This window comes from Streptomyces sp. NPDC059224 (genome assembly GCF_042754285.1).
Classification (GTDB): Bacteria; Actinomycetota; Actinomycetes; order Streptomycetales; family Streptomycetaceae; genus Streptomyces.
In genome coordinates, this window is the sequence record NZ_JBHZAN010000024.1 from 76999 (window position 1) to 100780 (window position 23782).

Sequence of the window (23782 nt, forward strand, 5' to 3'; positions counted from 1 at the left end):
CCCTCGTCCTCGCGGTAGCGGTCGACCAGGGGCCGGTGTGGCCAATGACTCCTTCTGGTCGACCAGCCTCACTCGATCGAGTGAGTTTCAGATGAGATTCATTGGGTCGGGACGGTACCGCATGGCGGTGGGGGCGGAAGCGTTCCGCGTGACATTGGCCGTTAGGTTGCACTCATGAGCGAGGATGTGCGGCTGGTCGCCTGGGTTCGTGGCCGGGTACAGGGTGTCGGTTTCCGCTGGTTCACACGGGCCAGGGCGCTGGAGATCGGCGGCCTGAGCGGTTTTGCTCTGAATCTGGGCGACGGCCGCGTACAGGTGGTCGCCGAGGGCTCCCGGACGGGCTGCGAAAGCCTGCTCGACTGGCTCCAGGGCGATGACACGCCCGGGCGGGTGGAGGGTGTCACCGAGATCTGGGACACACCCCGCGGCGGCTACGACGGCTTCGCCATCCGCTGACCCCGTCCCGCGCAGACCCGCGGGCGCAACCCTCGTGACCTGCCACCGGCATGTGCACAAAGTGGGAATGGCCTGGTGGTTGCCAAGAATCGCATGTCGTGGCAGGCTCCGCGGATAAAGCTGATCGCCGTGCTCCGAGGGCCCCGCGGGAGTCGCGGCGCCGCCGGTCCTGAGCCGCGCGTGCCCGGGTTCGCCCGCCAATACAGGGCGTGATCGTGTTGACCGTCAAACTTTTTGGTGAGACGCTGAAAGCCCCGCGCACCTTAGCTGTTTGGCATGGAGCAACAGGCGAGTAACACTCGGATGTGTCAAGCACCGCGGGTGCGATTCCCTCACGACCCACACCGCTACGGTCGGTCACTCAGTGTGGAGGACCATCCATCATGGCAAAGGCGCTTCTCGGTTACGTCGGCGGCTCTGACCCGCGACTCCTCGCCGAGATGCGACGGCTCCAGCAGCGTGTCCAGGACCTCGAATCCGAGCTCGTACGGATTCAGGCAGAGAACGACGCGCTGACGGCTGCCGCTTCTCCCGACAGGATCATGGAGAGCATCGACGCAAACCAGGCGGAGCCTGCGCTCACCTGATCGCTGCATCGCTCCACAACAGCACATGCGGCGGTCGGGCAGCCTTTTCAACCGCTACGTTGTCAAGATCTGCAAGGGACGCCCCGGCGTCCCTTCTTTTCTTCCTGCTCCCCTGGTATGCCCCCGCGCCCCCGCGCCCGGCACCTTCCAGCCCCGCGCATCCTTTCACCTTCTTTAACGTCTGATGTGCCCTGCATGTTCATGCGCGAAACCGCGAGGTTGCGAGGGGTCGTGGAGTGCGGTAGCGCCGCCGGGTAAAGTCCCACGGCGTGCATCTCAAGGCCCTGACCCTTCGCGGGTTCAAGTCGTTCGCCTCGGCGACCACGCTCCGGTTCGAACCGGGGATCACGTGCGTCGTCGGTCCGAACGGCTCGGGCAAGTCCAACGTCGTGGACGCGCTCACCTGGGTCATGGGCGAGCACAGCGCCAAGTCGCTGCGCGGCGGCAAGATGGAGGACGTCATCTTCGCCGGCACCACCGGCCGCCCCCCGCTGGGCCGCGCCGAGGTGTCCCTGACCATCGACAACTCCGACGGCGCGCTGCCCATCGAGTACGCCGAGGTCACCATCACGCGGATCATGTTCCGCAACGGCGGCAGCGAATACCAGATCAACGGCGACACCTGCCGCCTCCTGGACATCCAGGAACTGCTCTCCGACTCCGGCATCGGCCGCGAGATGCACGTCATCGTCGGCCAGGGCCAGCTCGACTCCGTCCTGCACGCGGACCCGATGGGCCGCCGGGCCTTCATCGAGGAGGCGGCCGGCGTCCTCAAGCACCGCAAGCGCAAGGAGAAGGCCCTCCGCAAGCTGGACGCGATGCAGGCCAACCTCGCCCGCGTGCAGGACCTGACCGACGAGCTGCGACGTCAGCTGAAGCCACTCGGCCGCCAGGCGGCGGTGGCTCGCCGGGCCGCCGTCATCCAGGCCGACCTGCGCGACGCCCGCCTGCGCCTGCTCGCCGACGACCTCGTACGCCTGCGCCAGGCGCTGCAGAGCGAGATCGCCGACGAGGCTGCCCTCAAGGAACGCAAGGAGGCCGCCGAGCAGGAGCTGAAGAAGGCCCTCCAGCGCGAGGCGCTCCTGGAGGACGAGGTGCGGCAGCTCAGCCCGCGCCTGCAGCGTGCTCAGCAGACCTGGTACGAGCTGTCGCAGCTGGCCGAGCGGGTGCGCGGCACCGTCTCGCTGGCCGACGCCCGGGTGAAGAGCGCCACCTCCGCGCCGCCCGAGGAACGGCGCGGCCGCGACCCCGAGGACATGGAGCGCGAGGCCCACCGCATCCGTGAGCAGGAGGCCGAGCTGGAGGCGGCCCTGGAGGCGGCCCAGCACGCCCTCGACGACACCGTCGCGCACCGCGCCGAACTGGAGCGCGAACTGGCCGTGGAGGAACGGCGCCTGAAGGACGTGGCCCGCTCCATCGCCGACCACCGGGAGAGCCTGGCCCGGCTGAACGGCCAGGTCAACGCCGCTCGTTCCCGGGCAGGCTCGGCCCAGGCGGAGATCGACCGGCTGGCCGCCGCCCGTGACGAGGCACAGGAACGGGCGGTGTCGGCACAGGAGGAGTACGAGGCACTCAAAGCCGAGGTCGACGGACTCGACGCCGGTGACGAGGAACTGGCCGCACAGCACGACCGGGCCAGACACCGGCTCGCCGAGGCGGAGGCGGCCCTGACCGCGGCCCGCGAGGCGTCCACCGCGGCGGAACGCAGGCGCGCCGCGACCCAGGCCCGTCACGAGGCGCTGGCGCTCGGCCTGCGCCGCAAGGACGGCACCGGCATACTGCTCGGCGCCCGGGACCGCCTCACCGGTGTCCTCGGCCCGGCGGCCGAACTGCTCACGGTGACCCCGGGCCACGAGACGGCCCTGGCGGCGGCCTTCGGCACCGCGGCCGACGCCGTCGCGATGACGGCTCCCGCGTCGGCGGCAGACGCGATCCGCCTGCTGCGCAAACAGGACGGGGGCCGAGCGGCCCTGCTGCTGTCGGGAGCCCCCGAGACGCCCCGGCCCGAAGCGCCCCACAGGGGCGCGGGGAACGGCGAGACCGGCCACGACGTACCCGCGGCCGACCGGCGGCCTCCGGCGGCACCCCCCGCCGGGCACTTCGCGGCCGACCTGGTGCGGGGCCCGGCCGACCTGATGCCCGCCGTACGGCGGCTGCTCCGCGACATCGTCGTCGTCGACACCCTCGAAGCCGCCGAGGACCTCGTCTACCGCCACCCCCACCTCACCGCCGTCACCGCCGAAGGCGACCTCCTCGGCGCGCACTTCGCGCACGGCGGCTCCGCGGGCGCCCCCAGCCTCCTCGAAGTACAGGCGTCCGTCGACGAGGCGGCCGCCGAACTGGAGGAGCTGGCGGTCCGCTGCGAGGCGCTGGCCGAGGCCCAGCGGACGGCCCAGGAGTATCGCAAGGACTGCACCGCCGAGGTCGAGGAGCTGGCGGAACGCCGCCGCGCCGCCGACCGGGAGAAGTCGGCCGTGGCCCAGCAGCTCGGCGGCCTCGCCGGACAGGCGCGCGGCGCGGCAGGTGAGGCGGAACGGTCCACGGCGGCGGCCGCCCGCGCCCAGGATTCCCTCGACAAGGCCCTGGAAGAGGTCGAGGTACTGGCCGAGCGGCTCGCCGTGGCCGAGGAGATGCCGGTCGAGGAGGAGCCGGACACCTCGGCCCGGGACCGTCTCGCCGCCGACGGCGCCAACGCCCGCCAGACCGAGATGGAGGCCCGCCTCCAGGTCCGTACCCACGAGGAGCGGGTCAAGGGTCTCGCCGGCCGCGCCGACTCCCTGGACCGCGCCGCCCGCGCGGAACGCGAGGCACGCGCGCGTGCCGAGCAGCGCCGGGCCCGGCTGCGCCACGAGGCCGCGGTCGCGGAGGCCGTCGCCGCCGGCGCCCGCCAGCTGCTCGCCCACGTCGAGGTCTCGGCCGGCCGGGCCGACCGGGAACGCGCCGCCGCCGAGGCCGCGAAGGCCCGGCGCGAGCAGGAACTGGCCGCCGCCCGCACCACCGGCCGCGACCTCAAGGCGGAACTCGACAAACTCACGGATTCAGTTCACCGGGGTGAGGTACTCGGCGCCGAGAAGCGGCTGCGGATCGAGCAGCTGGAGACCAAGGCGCTGGAGGAACTCGGTGTCGAACCGGCGGGACTCGTCGACGAGTACGGACCGCACCAACCGGTGCCGCCCTCGCCCCCCGCCGAGGGCGAGGTGCTGCCGGAGGACCCCGAGCACCCGCGCAACCAGCCCAAGTCCTTCCACCGGGCCGAACAGGAACGCCGGCTCAAGGCGGCCGAGCGGGCCTACCAGCAGCTGGGCAAGGTCAACCCGCTCGCCCTGGAGGAGTTCGCGGCCCTTGAGGAACGGCACAAGTTCCTCAGCGAGCAGCTGGAGGACCTGAAGAAGACCCGCACCGACCTGCTTCAGGTGGTGAAGGAGGTCGACGAGCGTGTCGAGCAGGTCTTCACGGAGGCCTTCCGGGACACCGCCCGCGAGTTCGAGGGCGTCTTCAGCAGGCTCTTCCCGGGCGGCGAGGGACGGCTGATCCTGACCGACCCCGACAACATGCTCACCACGGGCGTGGACGTCGAGGCCCGGCCGCCGGGCAAGAAGGTCAAGCGGCTCTCCCTGCTCTCGGGTGGCGAGCGTTCGCTGACCGCCGTGGCGATGCTGGTGTCGATCTTCAAGGCGCGGCCCAGCCCGTTCTACGTCATGGACGAGGTCGAGGCGGCCCTGGACGACACCAACCTCCAGCGGCTGATCCGCATCATGCAGGAGCTCCAGGAGTCCTCCCAGCTGATCGTGATCACCCACCAGAAGCGCACGATGGAGGTCGCGGACGCGCTGTACGGCGTGTCCATGCAGGGCGACGGTGTGTCCAAGGTCATCAGTCAGCGGCTTCGCTGACGCCGGGTCCCGGCGGGGTTCCCTCCGCGTGCGGTGCGGTGTGGTGCGGCCGCGGCCGGTTGCGCGCATCCCCGCGCCTTCGGGGAGATCATCTCTCTATCTTCTTCAAGAAGTGAACGCATCTCTCTTGCGTGGTATCTGCAACTTCACACCGTACCGACTATTGACTTCAAAACTTGAAGGCATAGTCTCTGCAACGTTGCTTTTACCTTCAGGTATGAGCGGTGTGGAGTTCTGCGCCACTCAACCTGAGAGGGCTCACCCCCACCCCCGGCAGTGCTGCCGGGTGGCCCGAGGAGTTTTCTGTGACCAGCACTGCGCAGGCACCCCATTCAGGAGCCGGGACGGCTCACCCCGATCATCTCGGGCATGTCATCTTCATCGCGGCGGCCGCCGCGATGGGCGGTTTCCTCTTCGGCTACGACAGCTCCGTCATCAACGGTGCCGTCGAGGCCATCCGAAGCCGCTATGACGTCGGGTCCGCCGCCCTGGCCCAGGTCATCGCCATCGCCCTGATCGGCTGTGCCATCGGCGCCGCGACCGCCGGCCGGATAGCCGACCGGATCGGCCGTATCCGCTGCATGCAGATCGCCGCCGTGCTGTTCACCATCAGCGCCGTCGGTTCGGCGCTGCCCTTCGCCCTGTGGGACCTGGCCTTCTGGCGGATCATCGGCGGCTTCGCCATCGGTATGGCCTCCGTGATCGGCCCCGCCTACATCGCCGAGGTCGCCCCGCCCGCCTACCGGGGCCGCCTCGGTTCCTTCCAGCAGGCCGCGATCGTCGTCGGTATCGCCATCTCCCAGCTGGTCAACTGGGGTCTGCTCAACGCCGCCGACGGCGACCAGCGCGGCAAGCTGATGGGCCTGGAGGCCTGGCAGGTCATGCTGGGCGTCATGGTGGTCCCGGCCGTCCTGTACGGCCTGCTCTCCTTCGCGATCCCCGAGTCCCCGCGCTTCCTGCTCTCCGTCGGCAAGCGTGAGCGCGCCCGCGAGATCCTCGAAGAGGTCGAGGGCGGCAAGGCCGACCTGGACGCCCGCGTCGCCGAGATCGAGCACGCGATGAAGAGCGAGCACAAGTCGACGTTCAAGGACCTGCTCGGCGGCTCCTTCTTCTTCAAGCCGATCGTCTGGGTCGGCATCGGTCTCTCGGTCTTCCAGCAGTTCGTCGGCATCAACGTCGCGTTCTACTACTCCTCGACCCTGTGGCAGTCGGTCGGCGTGGACCCGGCGGACTCGTTCTTCTACTCCTTCACGACGTCGATCATCAACATCATCGGCACCGTGATCGCGATGATCTTCGTGGACCGGATCGGCCGCAAGCCGCTCGCCCTCATCGGCTCGGTCGGCATGGTCGTCGGTCTCGCCCTGGAGGCCTGGGCCTTCTCCTACCACCTGGTCGACGGCAAGCTCCCGGCCGCGCAGGGCTGGACCGCGCTGGTGGCCGCGCACATCTTCGTCCTCTTCTTCGCCCTGTCCTGGGGTGTCGTCGTCTGGGTCTTCCTCGGCGAGATGTTCCCGAACCGGATCCGTGCCGCCGCGCTCGGCGTGGCCGCCTCCGCGCAGTGGATCGCCAACTGGGCCATCACCGCGAGCTTCCCGTCGCTGGCCGACTGGAACCTCTCCGGCACCTATGTGATCTACACGGTCTTCGCGGCCCTCTCCATCCCGTTCGTCCTCAAGTACGTCAAGGAGACGAAGGGCAAGTCCCTGGAGGAGATGGGCTGACCTCGCCCCGAGGTCCCCGACTCGAGGAGGGGGGCCAAGTCCCCGCTGCCCCTCTCCTCGTATCCCCCCGTCGCCCCGCCCGGTCACTGCCCGGGCGGGGCGACGGTCCGTTTCCGCACGGCGGTCCTGCCTAGGCCCCCAGCGCCGGAAGTACGGACTCCCCGAACAGGCGCAGGCTTCGCCAGCCCTCCTCCACGGGCATGCCGCCCGCCAGCGGGTGCAGCACCAGGTTGTCCAGCCCCGCCGCCACGCACTCCTGCGGCGTGAGGATGCGGTAGACGCCCTCCGCGCGGAGTTCCTCCACCGTCGTGGCCGCCGAGCGCACCGCCGAGCGGATGTCCCCCGACTGCCAGGACGCGTACGTCCGCGCCTCGTGCAGGAAGTGCTGCCCGTACCGGGCCCACGCCCGGTCGGGATCCTCGGCGATGTGCAGCAGCGGCGTCTCCTGCGTGGGCATCATCGTCCAGCCCTCGGTGCCGTACTCGGTGAGCTTCTCCTTGTAGTACGCCTCCAGCTCGGGCAGATGCGCGCTGGGGAAGAACGGCAGGCCGAGCCGGGCGGCACGGCGGGCGGCGGCGTGGGAGGAGCCGCCGACCAGCAGCAGCGGGTGCGGCTCGGTGAAGGGCCGCGGTGTGACCCGTACGGTACGGCCCCGGTACTCGAACTCCTCCCCGGTCCACGCCTTGAGCAGCGTCTCCAGCACTTCGTCCTGCAACCGCCCCCGCCGTTTCCACTCCACGTCGAACAGGGCGTACTCCTCCGGCCGGTAACCGATCCCGGCCACCGTCACCAGCCGCCCCCCGCTGAGCAGATCGAGCACCGCGATGTCCTCCGCCAGCCGCAGCGGGTCGTGCAGCGGGCCGATCACCGCCGACACGGTCACCGCGATGTTCCGCGTGGCTCCGAAGACGGCGCCCGCGAAGGCGAACGGCGACGGCAGCCAGTTGTTGTCCACCCCGTGGTGTTCCTCGGTCTGGACGGTGGTGACCCCGTGTTCGTCGGCGTACGCGGCCATCTCAACGGCGGCCCGGTAGCGGGCGCCCAGGGAGGCGGAGTCGGCTCCGGGCTCGACGAGGTTGAAGCGAACGACCGAGACGGGCATGGGAGTTCCCCTTCACCTAGGGCCTGCCGTGTGGATCACGGCGCAGACGCGGGGTCCGGCGCGCGGGTGTGCGGGGACAGTAGCTGACGGTGCGTCAGACGGCCAGAGGTGCGCGCCCCCCGGCCGACGCGGGCACCACCGCCGGCTTCGGCAGCACCGCGTACAGCAGACCCGAGACGACGATCGTCGCGATCCAGCCCAGCCCGTACCGGCCGACGGGGTTGTTCGCGGCGAACGGGCCGGTGAACCAGTCGGACCTGGTGAACAGGGATCCGGCCAGCAGGCCGAGCGCCCAGGCCGTGACGGCGGCGGGGGAGAAGCCCGCCCGGTACCAGTAGGCGCTGGCGCGGCTGGTGTCGAGGAGCGCCGTGGCGTCGTACTCCCGCCGCCGGAGCATGTCGACCCCGAAGACGCCCACCCATGCCGAGAACGCCACCGCCAGCAGCGACAGGAAGGCGATGAACGTGCCCATGAACGAGGTCGCCGCCAGCATCAGCACCCCGGCGAGGACCAGTGAGATCACCGCGTTGACGGCGACAGCCCAGTGGCGGGGGATCCGGAAGCCGAGGGTCTGCGCGGTGAAGCCCGCCGAGTACATCGACATCGCGTTGATCAGGAGCATGCCCGCCAGGGCGACGAGCAGATAGGGGACCGCGAGCCACAGCGGGAGGATCTCGCCGAGGAAGGAGACGGGGTCGCCCGCCCGGGCGAGCTCCGGCATGCCGGACGCCATCACCGCGCCCATCAGGACCATCGGCAGGACGACGATCACGGCGCCGCCGACCGTGTTGCACACGATCGCCGCCGAGGACGCCGTGGACGGCAGATACCGCGTGAAGTCCGGCGAGGCCGGCGCCCAGCTCATCCCGCCCGCGGCGATCAGCCCGATGCCGGTGATCATCGCCGCTGTGGAACCGGCGTGCTGTGCCAGCAGCCTGCTCCACTCCGTCGTCGCGATCAGCCGGCCGAGGACCAGCAGCGTGAAGGCCCCGAACAGCCAGGTCGCCCACCGGTTGCAGCGCCGCACCGCCCTGATGCCCATGCCCGAGATCGCGAACGTGGTGATCACGAAGAGAAGGAGGGTGGCGATGATCAGGACGGGGCCGCTCCGGACCCCGAAGAGGATGTCCAGGACCGTCAGCAGCGCATAGGCGCCGGTCACCGCGTTGATCGTCTCCCAGCCCCAGCGCGCCACCCAGATCAGCGCACCGGGCAGCAGGTTGCCGCGCTGCCCGAAGACCGCGCGGGAGAGGGTCATACCCGGCGCGGCACCACGTCGGCCCGCGATGCCGATCAGTCCGACCAGGCCGTACGACACGGTCGGGGCCGCGATGCCGGCCGCCAGGGCCTGCCAGAAGTTCAGTCCGAACAGCACCGCCAGGGTCGCGCCCATGGTCAGCAGCAGGACGGTGATGTTGGCGGCGATCCAGGTGGGGAGCAGTCCGCCGGGTGTGGCGGTGCGCTCGGAGTCCGGGACGGGTTCGAGGCCCCGGGTTTCGAGGCCGTGCCGCTCCAGCGACTCTTCCAGATGTTCGAGGGCGCCATCGTGGTGGGCGGTGGTCCTCATGGGCAGTCATCGTACTTTAGTCCAATGAATACCCCCCAAATGGGCATGCCGATTCGGAGCATCGCCCGGAAACTCCTTCGCGAGGGAGCAAAGTCGTGCCCGGGGGAGGGATGGATACTGGACGCGTTATGGAAACCGTCATCCTTGCTGTAGTCATCGCCGTGGTCGTGCTCGGTGCGCTCGGCGGGCTCGTCATCGGCAGCCGGCGCAAGAAGTCGCTGCCCCCGCCGCCGCCCGCCGCGCCCGACATCACCGCGCCCCCGGCCGAGCCGCACGTCGGCGACGAGGCCGAGACGCCGCGCGACGAACCGCGCCGGACGATAGAGGAGGTCGACCTTCCCGACGGCTCGGCTCCCGTCGTCGTAGAAGAGCCACCGGCTCCCGAGATCGAGATCCCCGAGCCCACGGCCGGCCGTCTGGTCCGGCTGCGCGCCCGGCTCTCCCGCTCCCAGAACGCGCTCGGCAAGGGGCTGCTCACGCTGCTCTCGCGCGAGCACCTCGACGACGACACCTGGGAGGAGATCGAGGACACCCTGCTCACCGCCGACGTCGGTGTGCAGCCCACGACCGAGCTGGTCGAACGGCTGCGCGAGCGCGTCAAGGTGCTCGGCACCCGCACCCCCGTGGAGCTGCGCGCCCTGCTGCGCGAGGAACTGCTCAAGCTGGTCGGCACCGAGGCCGACCGCGTGGTGAAGACCGAGCCCGCCGACCGCAAGCCCGGCATCGTCATGGTCGTCGGCGTGAACGGCACCGGCAAGACCACCACCACCGGCAAGCTCGCGCGGGTGCTCGTCGCCGACGGCCGCACGGTCGTCCTCGGCGCCGCCGACACCTTCCGGGCCGCCGCCGCCGACCAGCTCCAGACCTGGGGCGAGCGGGTGGGCGCCTACACCGTGCGCGGGCCGGAGGGCGGCGACCCCGCCTCCGTCGCGTTCGACGCGGTGAAGGAGGGCAAGGAGATGGGGGTGGATGTCGTGCTGATCGACACCGCCGGGCGTCTTCACACCAAGACCGGGCTCATGGACGAGCTCGGCAAGGTCAAGCGGGTCGTCGAGAAGCACGCCCCGCTGGACGAGGTGCTGCTCGTCCTGGACGCCACCACCGGCCAGAACGGCCTGGTGCAGGCGCGGGTCTTCGCCGAGGTCGTCGACATCACCGGCATCGTGCTCACCAAGCTGGACGGCACGGCCAAGGGCGGCATCGTGATCGCCGTCCAGCGCGAACTGGGCGTACCCGTCAAGCTCATCGGCCTCGGCGAGGGCGCGGACGATCTGGCGCCGTTCGAGCCGGAGGCGTTCGTTGACGCCCTTATCGGGGAGTAGCGGCCGGGCAGTGAACGTGCCGGCCCGCGTGAGAGGCGCCCGTTCCCGACGTGTGGTCGGGGACGGGCGCCTCCGCATGGCGGGCCGCGGTGGCCCGGCCGACGCGAAGAAGGGCCCCGCCGCACGGTGCGGATGCGGCGGGGCCCTCCGCTGCCGGCCCGGCGAAGCCGGCTACGCCCGCGACCGGTGCGCCACGTAGGCGAGCGTGCCGAGCAGCAGCCGGGCCGCCGGCGGCCGGGTCGCCGAGTCCAGGGCCGGCGGCCGCAGCCAGCGCACCGGGCCCAGGCCGCCCCGGTCCGACGGCGGCGCGGTGATGTACGCGCCCGGACCGAGGCCGCGCAGGTCCAGGGAGGCCGGGTCGTCCCAGCCCATGCGGTAGAGCAGTTCGGGAAGTTCGGCGGCGGCGCCGGGGGCGACGAAGAAGTGGGCCAGGCCCTCGGGGGTGGCGGTGACCGGGCCGATCGGCAGGCCCATCCGCTCCAGCCGGACCAGGGCCCGGCGCCCGGCGGGTTCGGCGACCTCGATGACGTCGAACGCCCGGCCGGCCGGCAGCATCACCGCCGCGCCCGGGAACTCGCCCCAGGTCTTGGTGACTTCGTCGAGCGTGGCCCCGGCGGGCAGCCGGGGCGCGAAGTCCAGGGGATGGGCTCCCGGCGCGCCGCAGTCGGCGAGCCCGCACGAACACGCTCCGGCCGCGGCCCGGGCCCCCGGGACCACGTCCCAGCCCCACAGGCCGGTGAACTCGGCGACGGCGGTGCAATCCGATGAACGGCCGCGCCTGCGCGTGCCGGAGCGGATCTCGCGAATGCCGCCGATCGTGAAGCCCATGCCCCCTCCAACGGGTCCGCCGTGCCGGTGGTTACGACACGGAGCGGGACGGAAACGGAACGTGACGCTACGGCTCCGCTTTCCCTCGCGCCCGCAAGGTCAAGGCGGCGCCTGGAGGCGCCGCCGGTGGTGCACCTGGGGTTGTGCGCCCCCGAGTGCACCGCTCCGCCTACTCCCGGCCGTCCTATGTCAAGTGAATCGCGCCAGCGCCATCGTGGGTTCATTCGAAGGGGTGGCGAATGGTGGCGTTTCCGGGATCGCCATGGCTGGAGCAGTGATCGTAGGATTACTTTGAGTGCACGAGGCCTGGGGGCACATGCACTCATGGGTATGCCGGAGGCAACTAGGCATCCCGTTCGAAGGGTGAGAACTGGCGGACGGGAAGCCGTATTTACCGGCATTCTGATAGGGCTTGGCGCATCCGGCATCAAGTGGTCTCAGGGATGGGGGCGTTCCAGTGGGCGGCAACGGCGGAAGCGGGACGACCGCGGCCAGTACGGACAAGCGCCCCAATGAGCTGCTCAACTCGTGGTTCGTGCGCAGTGGCTGGTCCAAGGGCGAGCTGGCGCGGCAAGTGAACCGCAGAGCGCGCCAGTTGGGGGCCAACCACATCTCGACCGACACGTCGAGGGTGCGCCGCTGGCTCGACGGGGAGAACCCGCGCGAGCCGATCCCCAGGATCCTCTCCGAGCTGTTCTCCGAGCGCTTCGGCTGCGTCGTATCGGTCGAGGACCTCGGTCTGCGGGCCGCCCGCCAGTCACCCTCGGCGACCGGCGTCGACCTGCCCTGGACGGGCCCGCAGGCGGTGGCCCTGCTCAGCGAGTTCTCGCGCAGCGACCTGATGCTGGCGCGGCGCGGCTTCCTCGGAACCTCGCTGATCCTGTCGGCGGGCCCGTCCCTCATCGAACCCATGCAGCGCTGGCTCGTCCCCTCGCCCACCGCCCCGCACCAGGACCCCGAGCCGGCGGCCGACCCCCGCCGCCCGGGCCGTCTGTCCAGGCCCGAGCTGGAGCTCCTGGAGTCCACCACGATGATGTTCCGCCAGTGGGACGCCCAGTGCGGCGGCGGCCTGCGCCGCAAGGCGGTCGTCGGCCAGCTGCACGAGGTCACCGACCTGCTCCAGGAACCCCAGCCCGAGGCCACCACCCGCAAGCTCTTCAAGGTCGCCGCCGAACTGGCCGAGCTGGCGGGCTGGATGTCGTACGACGTCGGGCTCCAGCCCACGGCCCAGAAGTACTTCGTGCTCGCGCTGCACGCGGCCAAGGAGGCCGGCGACAAGCCGCTGGGCTCGTACGTCCTGTCCAGCATGAGCCGTCAGATGATCCACCTCGGCCGGCCCGACGACGCCCTGGAGCTGATCCACCTCGCCCAGTACGGCAGCCGGGACTGCGCGAGCCCGCGCACCCAGTCGATGCTGTATGCGATGGAGGCCCGCGCCTACGCCAACATGGGCCAGCCCGGAAAGTGCAAGCGCGCGGTCCGGATGGCCGAGGACACCTTCGGCGAGGCCGACGAGTGGGACGATCCGGATCCGGACTGGATCCGCTTCTTCTCCGAGGCCGAGCTCCACGGCGAGAACAGCCACTCCTTCCGCGACCTGGCCTACGTCGCCGGCCGCAGTCCCACCTACGCCTCCCTGGCCGAGCCACTGATGCAGCGGGCCGTGGAGCTGTTCGCCAAGGACTCCGAGCACCAGCGGTCGTACGCGCTGAACCTCATCGGCATGGCCACCGTGCACCTGCTGCGCGGCGAGCCCGAGCAGAGCACGGTTCTCGCCTCCGAAGCCATGGGCATCGCCAAGAAGGTCCGCTCGGAACGCGTGAACACTCGTATTCGAAAGACGGTGGACGCGGCCGTCCGTGACCACGGCGACCTCGCCGCGGTCATCGACCTCACCGAACAGCTCGCCGTCGACCTGCCGGAGACCGCCGAGGCGGTCTGAACCCCGGCACACCCCAGACCCCGGCCGCGGCCGGCCCTCCCGAACTGCCCGACTCGGCTCCCCCATGCCAGGTCATCGGAAGGCCGCCGCGGCCGGTTCTCCTCGTCTCCGCCGTGTCGCGGAGACGACCGGGAGAAGGTTGCGCCACGATAACGATCCCGCGGCCCGGCATCTGGCAATTCATCGACGCGTAACACACAGGGCGTCTTCGTCACTCCGGCGAAACAACGAGGGGCAACGACCGAAACCGCGCTGCGCCAGTCTCGTGGCGCATAACCGGCCCACCCCCCGCTTGAACCGGACCGCTCTCAGGCATCGCCCGCACCCGGGCCGTACCAATCGACGAGGAGACGCCGATGGCACCAGCCATCATGCTTGCCGCGGAGGGACCCAAGCTGTCCTCCGCGAACACAGGCTTCATGCTCATCTGTTCCGCCCTGGTGCTGCTCATGACGCCGGGACTCGCCTTCTTCTACGGAGGCATGGTCCGCGTCAAGAGCACCCTGAACATGCTGATGATGAGCTTCGTCAGCATCGGGATCGTCACCATCCTGTGGGTTCTCTACGGCTTCTCCCTTGCCTTCGGCTCCAGCAACGGCTTCATCGGGTTCAACTCCGACTGGCTGGGGATGAGCAACGTCGGTCTGACGGAACTCTGGGACGGCTACACGATCCCGATCTTCGTGTTCATGGTCTTCCAGATGATGTTCGCGGTCATCACACCGGCCCTGATAAGCGGTGCCATCGCGGACCGCGTCAAGTTCTCGGCCTGGGCGCTCTTCGTCGCCCTGTGGCTCACGATCGTCTACGTCCCGGTCGCGCACTGGGTCTGGGGCGCCGACGGCTGGGCCTACAAGCTCGGTGTGATCGACTTCGCCGGTGGTACCGCGGTCCACATCAACGCCGGTGCCGGCGCCCTCGGTGTGATCCTGGTCATCGGCAAGCGCGTCGGCTTCAAGAAGGACCCGATGCGCCCGCACAGCCTTCCGCTGGTCATGCTCGGCGCCGGTCTGCTGTGGTTCGGCTGGTTCGGCTTCAACGCCGGCTCCTGGCTCGGCAACGACGACGGCGTGGGCGCGCTGATGTTCGTCAACACGCAGGTCGCCACCGCCGCCGCCATGCTGGCCTGGCTCGCCTACGAGAAGATCCGGCACGGCGCGTTCACCACGCTGGGCGCCGCCTCCGGCGCGGTCGCCGGTCTGGTCGCGATCACCCCGTCCGGTGGCGCCGTCTCCCCGCTCGGCGCGATCGCCGTCGGCGCCATCGCCGGTGTCGCCTGCGCCGCGGCCGTCGGACTGAAGTTCAGGTTCGGCTACGACGACTCCCTGGACGTCGTCGGCGTCCACATGGTCGGCGGCATCATCGGCTCCCTGCTCATCGGCTTCTTCGCCACCGGCAAGGGCCAGTCCACCGCGACCGGCGTCTTCTACGGCGACCACTCCTTCACCCAGCTGTGGAAGCAGTTCGCCGGTGTCGGCGCGGTCCTCGCCTACTCCCTGGTGGCCTCCGCGGTCCTCGCCTTCCTCCTCGACAAGACCATCGGCATGCGGGTCTCCGAGGACGAGGAGGTCTCCGGCATCGACCAGGCCGAGCACGCCGAGACTGCATACGACTTCAGCGGCACGGGCGGCGGTGTCATCGGCTCCGTCTCCGCCGCGGCCCTGGCCGGCACGAGCAAGAAGGTGGACGCATGAAGCTCATCACCGCCGTCGTGAAGCCGCACCGGCTCGACGAGATCAAGGAGGCCCTGCAGGCCTTCGGCGTGCACGGCCTCACGGTCACCGAGGCCAGCGGCTACGGGCGGCAGCGCGGCCACACCGAGGTCTACCGTGGTGCGGAGTACACGGTCGACCTGGTGCCCAAGATCCGCATCGAGGTGCTGGCCGAGGACGAGGACGCCGAGCAGCTCATCGACGTCATCGTCAAGGCCGCCCGCACCGGCAAGATCGGTGACGGCAAGGTCTGGTCCCTCCCGGTCGAGACCGCCGTACGGGTCCGCACGGGCGAGCGCGGACCGGACGCACTGTAGAACAGAACCATCTGAATACAGGCAGGAGTCGCTGGGTGACGGGTACGGATGTTCGGAACGACGCAGAGGACACGGGACCCAGCGGCTACGCGGCGGCCCGGCTGCGCCTCCTCACCGAGGGGGCGCGGTCCGGGCCGTCGCGCCGTACCGCCCTCGCCGAACTCACGGACGACTGGCTGACCGGCCTGTTCGCGGCGGCCACCGAGGGCATCACCGGTGGCGTCTCCCTGGTCGCCGTCGGCGGCTACGGGCGCGGCGAGCTCTCCCCGCGCAGCGACCTCGACCTGCTGCTGCTCCACGACGGCGGCGACTCCGGTGCGGTGGCCGCCGTCGCCGACCGGCTCTGGTACCCCGTCTGGGACCTGGGCCTGGCCCTCGACCACTCGGTGCGCACGTCCGCCGAGGCCCGCAAGACCGCCGGTGACGACCTCAAGGTCCAGCTGGGCCTGCTGGACGCCCGCCACATCGCAGGCGACCTGGGCCTGACCTCCGGACTGCGCACCGCGATCCTCGCCGACTGGCGCAACCAGGCGCCCAAACGTCTTCCCGAACTCCAGGAGCTCTGCGTCGAGCGCGCCGAACGCCACGGCGAGCTGCAGTACCTGCTGGAACCGGACCTGAAGGAGGCCCGCGGCGGGCTGCGGGACGCCACCGCGCTGCGCGCCGTCGCCGCCTCCTGGCTGGCCGACGCCCCCCGCGAGGGCCTCGCCGACGCCCGCCGGCGCCTGCTGGACGTCCGCGACGCCCTGCACCTGGCGACCGGGCGGGCCACCGACCGCCTCGCCCTCCAGGAGCAGGACCAGGTCGCCGCCGAACTGGACCTCCTCGACGCGGACACGCTGCTGCGCCAGGTCTACGAGTCCGCGCGGGTCATCTCGTACGCCAGCGACGTCACCTGGCGTGAAGTGGGGCGCGTGCTGCGGTCGCGCGCCATGCGGCCACGGCTGCGCGCCATGCTGGGCGGCGGCAAACCGCTCACCGAGCGCTCCCCGCTCGCCGAAGGCGTGGTCGAGCAGGACGGCGAGGTGGTGCTTGCCCGCGCCGCCCGCCCCGAACGCGACCCCGTCCTGCCCCTGCGCGCCGCGGCCGCCGCCGCGCAGGCCGGCCTCCCGCTCTCCCTGCACGCCGTACGGCGCATGGCCGCCACCACGCGAGCCCTGCCCACGCCGTGGCCCGCCGAGGCGCGCGAGCAACTGGTCACCCTCCTCGGGTCCGGCCGTCCCACCGTGGACGTGTGGGAGGCGCTGGAGGCCGAGGGCCTGATCAGCCGGCTGCTGCCCGACTGGGAGCGAGTGCGCTGCCGGCCGCAGCGCAACGCCGTGCACATCTGGACCGTCGACCGCCACCTCATCGAGACCGCCGTCCGCGCCTCCGAGTTCACCCGCCGCGTGCACCGCCCCGACCTGCTCCTGGTCGCCGCGCTGCTGCACGACATCGGCAAGGGCTGGCCCGGCGACCACTCGGTGGCGGGCGAGATCATCGCCAAGGACGTGGCGGCCAGGATCGGCTTCGACCGCGCGGACGTGGCGGTCCTGTCGACGCTCGTACGACACCACCTGCTGCTCATCGAGACCGCCACCCGGCGCGACCTGGAGGACCCGGCCACCGTCCGGCTGGTCGCCGAGGCGGTCGGCAGCCAGGGCACCCTGGAGCTGCTGCACGCCCTCACCGAGGCCGACGCACAGGCCACCGGCCCGGCCGCCTGGTCGTCCTGGCGCGGCTCGCTCGTCGCCGACCTGGTCAAGCGGGTCTCGGCGGTCCTCGCCGGGGACACCGCCGACGAGCCCGAGCCGGGTGCGCCCACGGCCGAGCAGGAGCGGCTGGCCATCGAGGCCTTCCGCACCGGCGGCCCGGTGCTGGCCCTGCGCGCCCAGACCGAGCCCGCGGCCACCGACGAGGAGCCGACCGGCGCCCCCGAACCGCTCGGCGTGGAACTGCTCATCGCCGTACCGGACCAGCCGGGCGTCCTGCCGGCCGTCTCCGGGGTCCTGGCCGTGCACCGGCTCACCGTCCGCACCGCCGAGTTCCGCTCCCTCGACCTCCCGGACGACGTCGACCACGGCACCGTGCTGCTCCTGGACTGGCGGGTCGCCGCCGAGTACGGCTCCCTGCCCCAGGCCGCCCGCCTCCGCGCCGACCTGGTCCGCGCCCTGGACGGGTCCCTGGACATCGCCGGACGTCTCGCCGAGCGGGACGCGGCCTACCCGCGGCGCCGGGGCTGGGTGGCCCCGCCGCCGCGGGTGACGGTGGCTCCCGCGGCCTCCCGGCACGCCACGGTGATCGAGGTACGGACGCAGGACGCCCCCGGGCTGCTGTTCCGGATCGGGCGGGCGCTGGAGGACGCCGGGGTACGGGTACGCAGCGCGCACGTCAGTACCCTCGGCTCCAACGCCGTCGACGCCTTCTACGTGACCGGCGCCGACCACGCGCCGCTGCCCGCGGAGGAGGCCGGCTCCGTGGCGCGCAAGCTGGAGGAGACGCTGAGGGCCTGACCGCACGGTTGTGCACGGCGGGGACCACTTCCTTGCGCGGCCGGATACCCTGGAAGACGCTCACCGCCCCCGACTCCGAGGACCGACGCCGCCGTGTTCGACACTCTCTCCGATCGCCTTTCAGCGACCTTCAAGAATCTGCGCGGCAAAGGGCGTCTGAGCGAAGCGGACATCGACGCCACGGCGCGGGAGATCCGCATCGCGCTGCTCGAGGCCGACGTGGCCCTTCCCGTCGTCCGCACGTTCATCAAGAACGTCAAGGAGCGGGCTCTCGGCTCCGAGGTCTCCAAGGCCCTGAACCCGGCCCAGCAGGTCCTGAAGATCGTCAACGACGAGCTGGTCACCATCCTCGGCGGCGAGACCCGCCGGCTGCGGTTCGCCAAGCAGCCGCCCACCGTGATCATGCTCGCCGGTCTCCAGGGCGCCGGTAAGACCACCCTCGCCGGAAAGCTCGGCCACTGGCTCAAGGGGCAGGGCCACTCCCCGCTCCTGGTCGCCGCCGACCTCCAGCGCCCCAACGCCGTCAACCAGCTCAGCGTCGTCGCCGAGCGCGCCCAGGTCGCCGTCTACGCGCCCGAGCCGGGCAACGGCGTCGGCGACCCGGTCAAGGTCGCCAAGGACTCCATCGAGTTCGCCAAGCAGAAGGTCCACGACATCGTGATCGTGGACACCGCCGGCCGCCTCGGCATCGACCAGGAACTGATGCAGCAGGCCGCCGACATCCGGGACGCGGTCAGCCCCGACGAGATCCTCTTCGTCGTCGACGCGATGATCGGCCAGGACGCCGTCACCACCGCCGAGGCCTTCCGTGACGGCGTCGGCTTCGACGGTGTCGTCCTGTCCAAGCTCGACGGTGACGCCCGCGGTGGTGCCGCGCTCTCCATCCGCCAGGTCACCGGCAAGCCGATCATGTTCGCCTCGAACGGCGAGAAGCTCGACGACTTCGACGCCTTCCACCCGGACCGGATGGCTTCCCGCATCCTCGACATGGGTGACCTGCTCACCCTGATCGAGCAGGCGGAGAAGACGTTCAGCCAGGAAGAGGCCGAGAAGATGGCCTCCAAGCTGGCGTCCAAGAAGGGCCAGGACTTCACCCTGGACGACTTCCTGGCCCAGATGGAGCAGGTCAGGAAGATGGGCAGCATCAGCAAGCTGCTCGGCATGCTGCCCGGCATGGGCCAGATCAAGGACCAGATCAACAACCTGGACGAGCGGGACGTCGACCGCACCGCCGCGATCATCAAGTCGATGACCCCGGGCGAGCGCCAGGACCCGAACATCATCAACGGCTCCCGCCGCGCGCGTATCGCCAAGGGTTCCGGTGTCGAGGTGAGCGCGGTCAAGGGGCTCGTCGAGCGGTTCTTCGAGGCCCGCAAGATGATGTCCCGCATGGCCCAGGGCGGCGGGATGCCGGGCATGCCGGGGATCCCGGGCATGGGCGGCGGCCCCGGCCGTACCAAGAAGCAGCCGAAGCAGGCCAAGGGCAAGCAGCGCTCCGGCAACCCGATGAAGCGCAAGCAACAGGAGCTGGAGGAGGCCCAGCGCCGCGAGGCGGCCGCCCAGGGCGGGAACGCCTTCGGGGTGCCGCAGCAGGGCGCCCAGGACTTCGAGCTGCCGGACGAGTTCAAGAAGTTCATGGGCTGATACCCACCGTGCGCGTGCCGGGGTTGGTCGGTGTCGTACCTTCCGCATATGACCAACCCCGCGCCGCCGCGCAAGTCGCCCGACCAGCCCTGGCGTACCGAGGGTGCCCCCGAGGAGCCGTCGAAGCCGCCGCCCGGCGGGCCCAGGATGCGCGGCGGGTGGTGGCGGTTGATCATGACCGCGCTGGTGGTCTACCTGCTCGCCAACCTGGTGCTGTCCTACTTCGACCAGGCGAACGAACCGACGATCTCGTACACCGAGTTCAGCAGGCAGGTGAACGCCGGCAACGTCGACAAGATCTACGCCAAGGGCGACTCGATCCAGGGGCAGCTCAAGAAGGAGCAGAAGAACCCCGAGGGCGAGGGGAGCTACACCAAGTTCAACACCGAGCGGCCCTCCTTCGCCGACGACGACCTGTGGGCCAACCTGACCAAGCACAACGTCACGGTCACCGCCGCACCGGTCGTCCAGCACCGCAGCTTTCTCGCCAACCTGCTGATCTCGCTGGCGCCGATCATCATTCTCGTCGCGGTGTGGGTCTTCATCGCGCGCCGGATGAGCGCGGGACTCGGCGGCGCGGGCGGCATGCTGGGACGCAAGGCGCCGCCCAAGCCGGTCGAGCTGGAGCCCGGACAGCAGCGGACCACCTTCGAGGACGTGGCCGGCATCGACGAGGTCGAGGGCGAACTCAACGACGTCGTCGACTTCCTGAAGAACCCCGACGCCTATCGCAGGATGGGTGCCAAGATGCCGCGCGGCGTGCTGCTGGCGGGCCCGCCCGGCACCGGCAAGACGCTGCTGGCGCGGGCCGTGGCCGGTGAGGCGGGGGTGCCGTTCTTCTCGGCCTCCGCCTCCGAGTTCATCGAGATGATCGTCGGCGTCGGCGCCTCCCGGGTCCGCGAGCTGTTCGCTGAGGCCCGCAAGGTCGCCCCCTCCATCATCTTCATCGACGAGATCGACACCATCGGCCGGGCCCGCGGTGGCGGCGCCTCCATGGGCGGACACGACGAGCGCGAGCAGACCCTCAACCAGATCCTCACCGAGATGGACGGCTTCTCCGGCTCCGAGGGCGTCATCGTCATCGCGGCCACCAACCGCGCCGACATCCTCGACCCCGCCCTCACCCGGCCCGGCCGCTTCGACCGGGTGGTCCAGGTGTCACCCCCGGACCGCACCGGCCGCGAGGCCATCCTGGAGATCCACACCCGCCAGATCCCGCTCGCCGAGGGTGTCGACCTCGCCCAGGTCGCCCGCACCACCCCGGGCATGACCGGCGCCGAACTGGCCAACCTCGCCAACGAGGCCGCCCTGCTCGCCGTCAAGCGCAAGCAGGACGAGGTCACCCAGGCCGACCTCTCGGAGGCCCTGGAGAAGGTCCAGCTCGGCGCCGAACGGCCGCTGGTGATGCCCGAGGAGGAGCGCAGGCGCACCGCCTACCACGAGAGCGGACACGCTCTGCTCGGCATGCTCCAGCCCGGCGCCGACCCGGTCCGCAAGATCACCATCGTGCCGCGAGGCCGCGCGCTCGGCGTGACCCTGTCCACACCGGACGCGGACAAGTACGCGTACACCGAGGAGTACCTGCGCGGCCGGATCATCGGCGCGCTCGGCGGAATGGCCGCCGAGCAGGTGGTCTACGACGTGATCACCACCGGTTCGGAGAGCGACCTGGAGCAGGTCACCAACATCGCGCGCGGGATGGTCTCCCGCTGGGGCATGAGCGAGGAGGTCGGCCGCCTCTCCGCGCTCCCGAACGACGCCCAGCAGGCCTACGGACTCGCCGCCGCGCCCCAGACCCTCGACGCGATCGACACCGAGATGCGCCGGATCGTCGACGAGTGCTACGAGGAGGCCCGCCGCAAACTCCGCGACCACCGCGACCAGCTGGACGCACTGGCCCAGGCCCTGCTGGAACGCGAGACCCTGGAGGAGGCGGACGCCTACCGCATCGCGGGCATCCCTCGCCTGACCAAGACCTCCGACGAGACCTGACCGCCCCGGATCCGAGCGGCCCGCACGGGCGCGGGGCTGTATCGGCTTGCGGCATCGACTTGCGGCTCCGCCGCGTGGGCGCGACCAGCCCCCACGGCGCCGCACACACATATCGGCCAACCCGGCGGAGCGAACCGGCGGAGCGTCAGCGCACGCGGGCGATCAGATACCGGAAGACGTTCGGCATCCACACCGTGCCGTCCGGCCGCTGGTGCGGGTGGAGCGCTTCGGTCAGCTCCTTGTCGACCTGCTCCTGATCGGTCGCCGCGATCGCCGCGTCGAACAGTCCGGTCGACAGCAGCCCCCGTACGGCACTGGCCGTGTCGGCGTACCCGAACGGGCAGGAGACCCGTCCGGACCCGTCGATCCGCAACCCGGCCCGCTGGGCGACCTCTTCCAGGTCGTCGCGGCAGGCCGGCCGCCAGCTGCCCGCGCTGCGCAAGGGATCGGCCAATTTCGCGGCCACCCGCAGGACGGACGAGGTCGCGCAGCGTTCCGGCGGTCCCCAGCCGACCAGCACCACGGCCGCCCCGTGCGCCGCCGTCGGCGTCGCCTCGGCGAGCAGTCCGCCGAGCCCTTCGGCGTCTCCCGCCAGGCAGCCGATCGGGTCGAAGGCGGTGATCAGGGTGTACGCGGGCGCCTGCGGGTCCGCCGCGTCCGCCGGGCGGCCTTCGACGATCCGGGGACCGCCGCCCCGCGCGCGTGGCCCGCGGGAAGGCTCGGGCAGCAGGCGCTCACGGGCGAGGGCGAGGCGGTCGGGGCAGGAGTCGACTCCGGTGACCGCGGCCCCTCTGGCCGCCGCCATCAGCAGGGCCAGACCCGAGCCGCAGCACAGGCCCAGCAGCCGGGTGGCGGGACCCACTTCGAGTCGCTCGTGGACGGTCTCGTAGAGCGGCACCAGCATCCGCTCCTGGATCTCTGACCAGTCACGCGCGCGTGCGCCCAGGTTCACGCGGGGTGCGGAGTCCGCGTGAGACGGGTGATGCCGCACGAGCGTAGGTGTCATAGGTAAGCGCCCCAATCCGCCGAGAGTTACGCACTGACCGATTCCGTGGTCCCCGTGTCGTGCGCTCGCACTTCCCACGTATGCCAGGTAACTCCGGGCTCGCGGTGGCGTCCAGAGGTCGCGGCTGCCCGCTTGTGCATGGACTATGACTGTGGCGAGATTTCACATCCCCGCAACTTGTGGCTCTACCATCGGACCCACGACACGGCGGTTCTGGCCATGGTCGGCGGCCACGTCGGCCGCACGGTGTCCGGTCGCGGGAGAGGGGCCGGTGCCGGATGACGACGGGATCCGAGTAACGTCGGAGCCGTCGCGGGCGCTGAGCGAGATGGCGTGTCCGCCACGAGAGCGACCGAAAGGCCTCTTGCGCATCCACGGACCATCGCCATGACGGCTTCTACGCCGGAGTACGTGCCGGGCCGTACGTCAGGCTACGCACCGGCTTGGTACGAGCTGTGAGGCTTCTCCGCAGATCAGCGCACCCGTACTCGTCTCCACGCTTCAGTGCCAACTGACGGGTACGTGCAAATTATTTGGGATGCCCCGGAATAGGAACACAGTGGCACTCCCGCTCGTTCTCATTACGTGAGCACGACACAGACACCACCTGTTCTCGCCGCGGAGCTGGCAGAGGCGTGGGCCGACATTCAGCGGTACCACCCCGAGCTGCCGGACCTCGCCGCGCCGGAGTCCCTGATCGGAGAGTCGTCGTCCGCGTGCGGACACGAGCTCTCCTTCGAACGACTGCTCCATGAGGCAGTCCACGGCATCGCCGCAGCCCGTGGAGTGCGCGACACCTCCCGGGCCGGCCGCTACCACAACCGCAGATTCCTCGCGATCGCCGAGGAGCTGGGCCTGGACCACCCCGACGAACCGCACCCCAGCAGTGGCTTCTCGCTGGTCACGCTCAACCCCGAGGCCAAGCGGCGCTACCGGCCGACCATCGAGAGGCTGCAGCGCGCTCTCAAGGCCCATACGGTGGCGACCTCCGCCGACACCTCCCGTACCTTCCGCGGCCCGGCCGCCCGCCACGGCTCGTCCGGTGGTGGCGTCCGGGTCAAGGCGGTGTGCGACTGCGGACGCAACGTCCGGGTGGTGCCGTCGGTCCTCGCCCAGGCGCCCATCGTGTGCGGCGGGTGCGGCAAGCCGTTCCGCATCCCGGAGGTCGTGGGAGCGGCGGCGAGCTGAGCACACGGCT

Annotated in this window: 16 protein-coding genes; 12 read left to right on the forward strand and 4 right to left on the reverse strand. The window is 70.8% G+C overall.

Annotated elements, in window-relative coordinates:
• The first annotated feature begins 174 nt into the window (after nucleotides 1-174).
• The 4 genes from ACFXI4_RS26465 (at nucleotide 175) to ACFXI4_RS26480 (ending at nucleotide 6660) form a co-directional block, all read left to right on the forward strand.
• On the forward strand, nucleotides 175-456 hold the full coding sequence (locus ACFXI4_RS26465) for an acylphosphatase (RefSeq protein ID WP_384995328.1): 282 nt from the start codon (nucleotides 175-177) through the stop codon (nucleotides 454-456).
• Between the two features lie 383 nt (nucleotides 457-839).
• Nucleotides 840-1043, forward strand: a complete 204-nt coding sequence (locus tag ACFXI4_RS26470) for a hypothetical protein (RefSeq protein ID WP_093498859.1) — start codon at nucleotides 840-842, stop codon at nucleotides 1041-1043.
• A gap of 269 nt (nucleotides 1044-1312) precedes the next feature.
• Complete coding sequence (smc, locus tag ACFXI4_RS26475; RefSeq protein ID WP_384995331.1) at nucleotides 1313-4936, forward strand: chromosome segregation protein SMC; 3624 nt, start codon at nucleotides 1313-1315, stop codon at nucleotides 4934-4936.
• Between the two features lie 305 nt (nucleotides 4937-5241).
• Nucleotides 5242-6660: a sugar porter family MFS transporter gene (locus ACFXI4_RS26480; RefSeq protein ID WP_384995333.1), complete on the forward strand. Its 1419-nt coding sequence runs from the start codon at nucleotides 5242-5244 to the stop codon at nucleotides 6658-6660.
• A 130-nt stretch (nucleotides 6661-6790) separates the two neighbouring features.
• On the opposite strand, the gene ACFXI4_RS26485 is transcribed toward ACFXI4_RS26480, so the two are convergent.
• The gene (locus tag ACFXI4_RS26485) at nucleotides 6791-7762 is read right to left on the reverse strand and encodes an LLM class flavin-dependent oxidoreductase (protein WP_384995336.1); all 972 of its coding nucleotides are present in this window, start codon (nucleotides 7760-7762) and stop codon (nucleotides 6791-6793) included.
• A 94-nt stretch (nucleotides 7763-7856) separates the two neighbouring features.
• Nucleotides 7857-9329, reverse strand: a complete 1473-nt coding sequence (locus tag ACFXI4_RS26490) for a purine-cytosine permease family protein (RefSeq protein WP_384995339.1) — start codon at nucleotides 9327-9329, stop codon at nucleotides 7857-7859.
• Nucleotides 9330-9457: 128 nt separating this feature from the next.
• On the opposite strand from ACFXI4_RS26490, the gene ftsY reads away from it, so the two are divergent.
• The gene (ftsY, locus tag ACFXI4_RS26495; RefSeq protein ID WP_384995341.1) at nucleotides 9458-10651 is read left to right on the forward strand and encodes a signal recognition particle-docking protein FtsY; all 1194 of its coding nucleotides are present in this window, start codon (nucleotides 9458-9460) and stop codon (nucleotides 10649-10651) included.
• 171 nt (nucleotides 10652-10822) lie between these two features.
• Here the strand turns inward: ftsY and ACFXI4_RS26500 are convergent, their stop codons facing one another.
• Nucleotides 10823-11479 (reverse strand): bifunctional DNA primase/polymerase, encoded by a 657-nt coding sequence (locus ACFXI4_RS26500; protein WP_362721355.1) that lies wholly within the window; start codon nucleotides 11477-11479, stop codon nucleotides 10823-10825.
• Nucleotides 11480-11936: 457 nt separating this feature from the next.
• Here ACFXI4_RS26500 and ACFXI4_RS26505 point away from each other — a divergent pair, with 457 nt between their 5' ends.
• The 6 genes from ACFXI4_RS26505 (at nucleotide 11937) to ftsH (ending at nucleotide 21578) form a co-directional block, all read left to right on the forward strand.
• Nucleotides 11937-13421, forward strand: a complete 1485-nt coding sequence (locus tag ACFXI4_RS26505; RefSeq protein ID WP_384995344.1) for a hypothetical protein — start codon at nucleotides 11937-11939, stop codon at nucleotides 13419-13421.
• Between the two features lie 356 nt (nucleotides 13422-13777).
• Nucleotides 13778-15115: an ammonium transporter gene (locus ACFXI4_RS26510; protein WP_362721349.1), complete on the forward strand. Its 1338-nt coding sequence runs from the start codon at nucleotides 13778-13780 to the stop codon at nucleotides 15113-15115.
• The gene (locus ACFXI4_RS26515) at nucleotides 15112-15450 is read left to right on the forward strand and encodes a P-II family nitrogen regulator (protein WP_093498850.1); all 339 of its coding nucleotides are present in this window, start codon (nucleotides 15112-15114) and stop codon (nucleotides 15448-15450) included. Before ACFXI4_RS26510 ends, ACFXI4_RS26515 begins: the two co-directional genes overlap by 4 nt.
• A gap of 35 nt (nucleotides 15451-15485) precedes the next feature.
• Entirely contained in the window at nucleotides 15486-17942 is a 2457-nt protein-coding gene (locus ACFXI4_RS26520; protein ID WP_384995348.1) for a [protein-PII] uridylyltransferase, read from the forward strand.
• Nucleotides 17943-18035: 93 nt separating this feature from the next.
• Nucleotides 18036-19586: a signal recognition particle protein gene (gene ffh, locus ACFXI4_RS26525; RefSeq protein ID WP_362726765.1), complete on the forward strand. Its 1551-nt coding sequence runs from the start codon at nucleotides 18036-18038 to the stop codon at nucleotides 19584-19586.
• A 48-nt stretch (nucleotides 19587-19634) separates the two neighbouring features.
• Nucleotides 19635-21578 (forward strand): ATP-dependent zinc metalloprotease FtsH, encoded by a 1944-nt coding sequence (gene ftsH / locus ACFXI4_RS26530; RefSeq protein WP_384995351.1) that lies wholly within the window; start codon nucleotides 19635-19637, stop codon nucleotides 21576-21578.
• Nucleotides 21579-21723: 145 nt separating this feature from the next.
• On the opposite strand, the gene ACFXI4_RS26535 is transcribed toward ftsH, so the two are convergent.
• Complete coding sequence (locus tag ACFXI4_RS26535; protein WP_384995354.1) at nucleotides 21724-22584, reverse strand: SAM-dependent methyltransferase; 861 nt, start codon at nucleotides 22582-22584, stop codon at nucleotides 21724-21726.
• A 585-nt stretch (nucleotides 22585-23169) separates the two neighbouring features.
• On the opposite strand from ACFXI4_RS26535, the gene ACFXI4_RS26540 reads away from it, so the two are divergent.
• A complete protein-coding gene (locus tag ACFXI4_RS26540; protein WP_351323543.1) occupies nucleotides 23170-23772 on the forward strand; it encodes a hypothetical protein in 603 nt (200 codons plus the stop codon).
• Nucleotides 23773-23782: the final 10 nt, after the last annotated feature.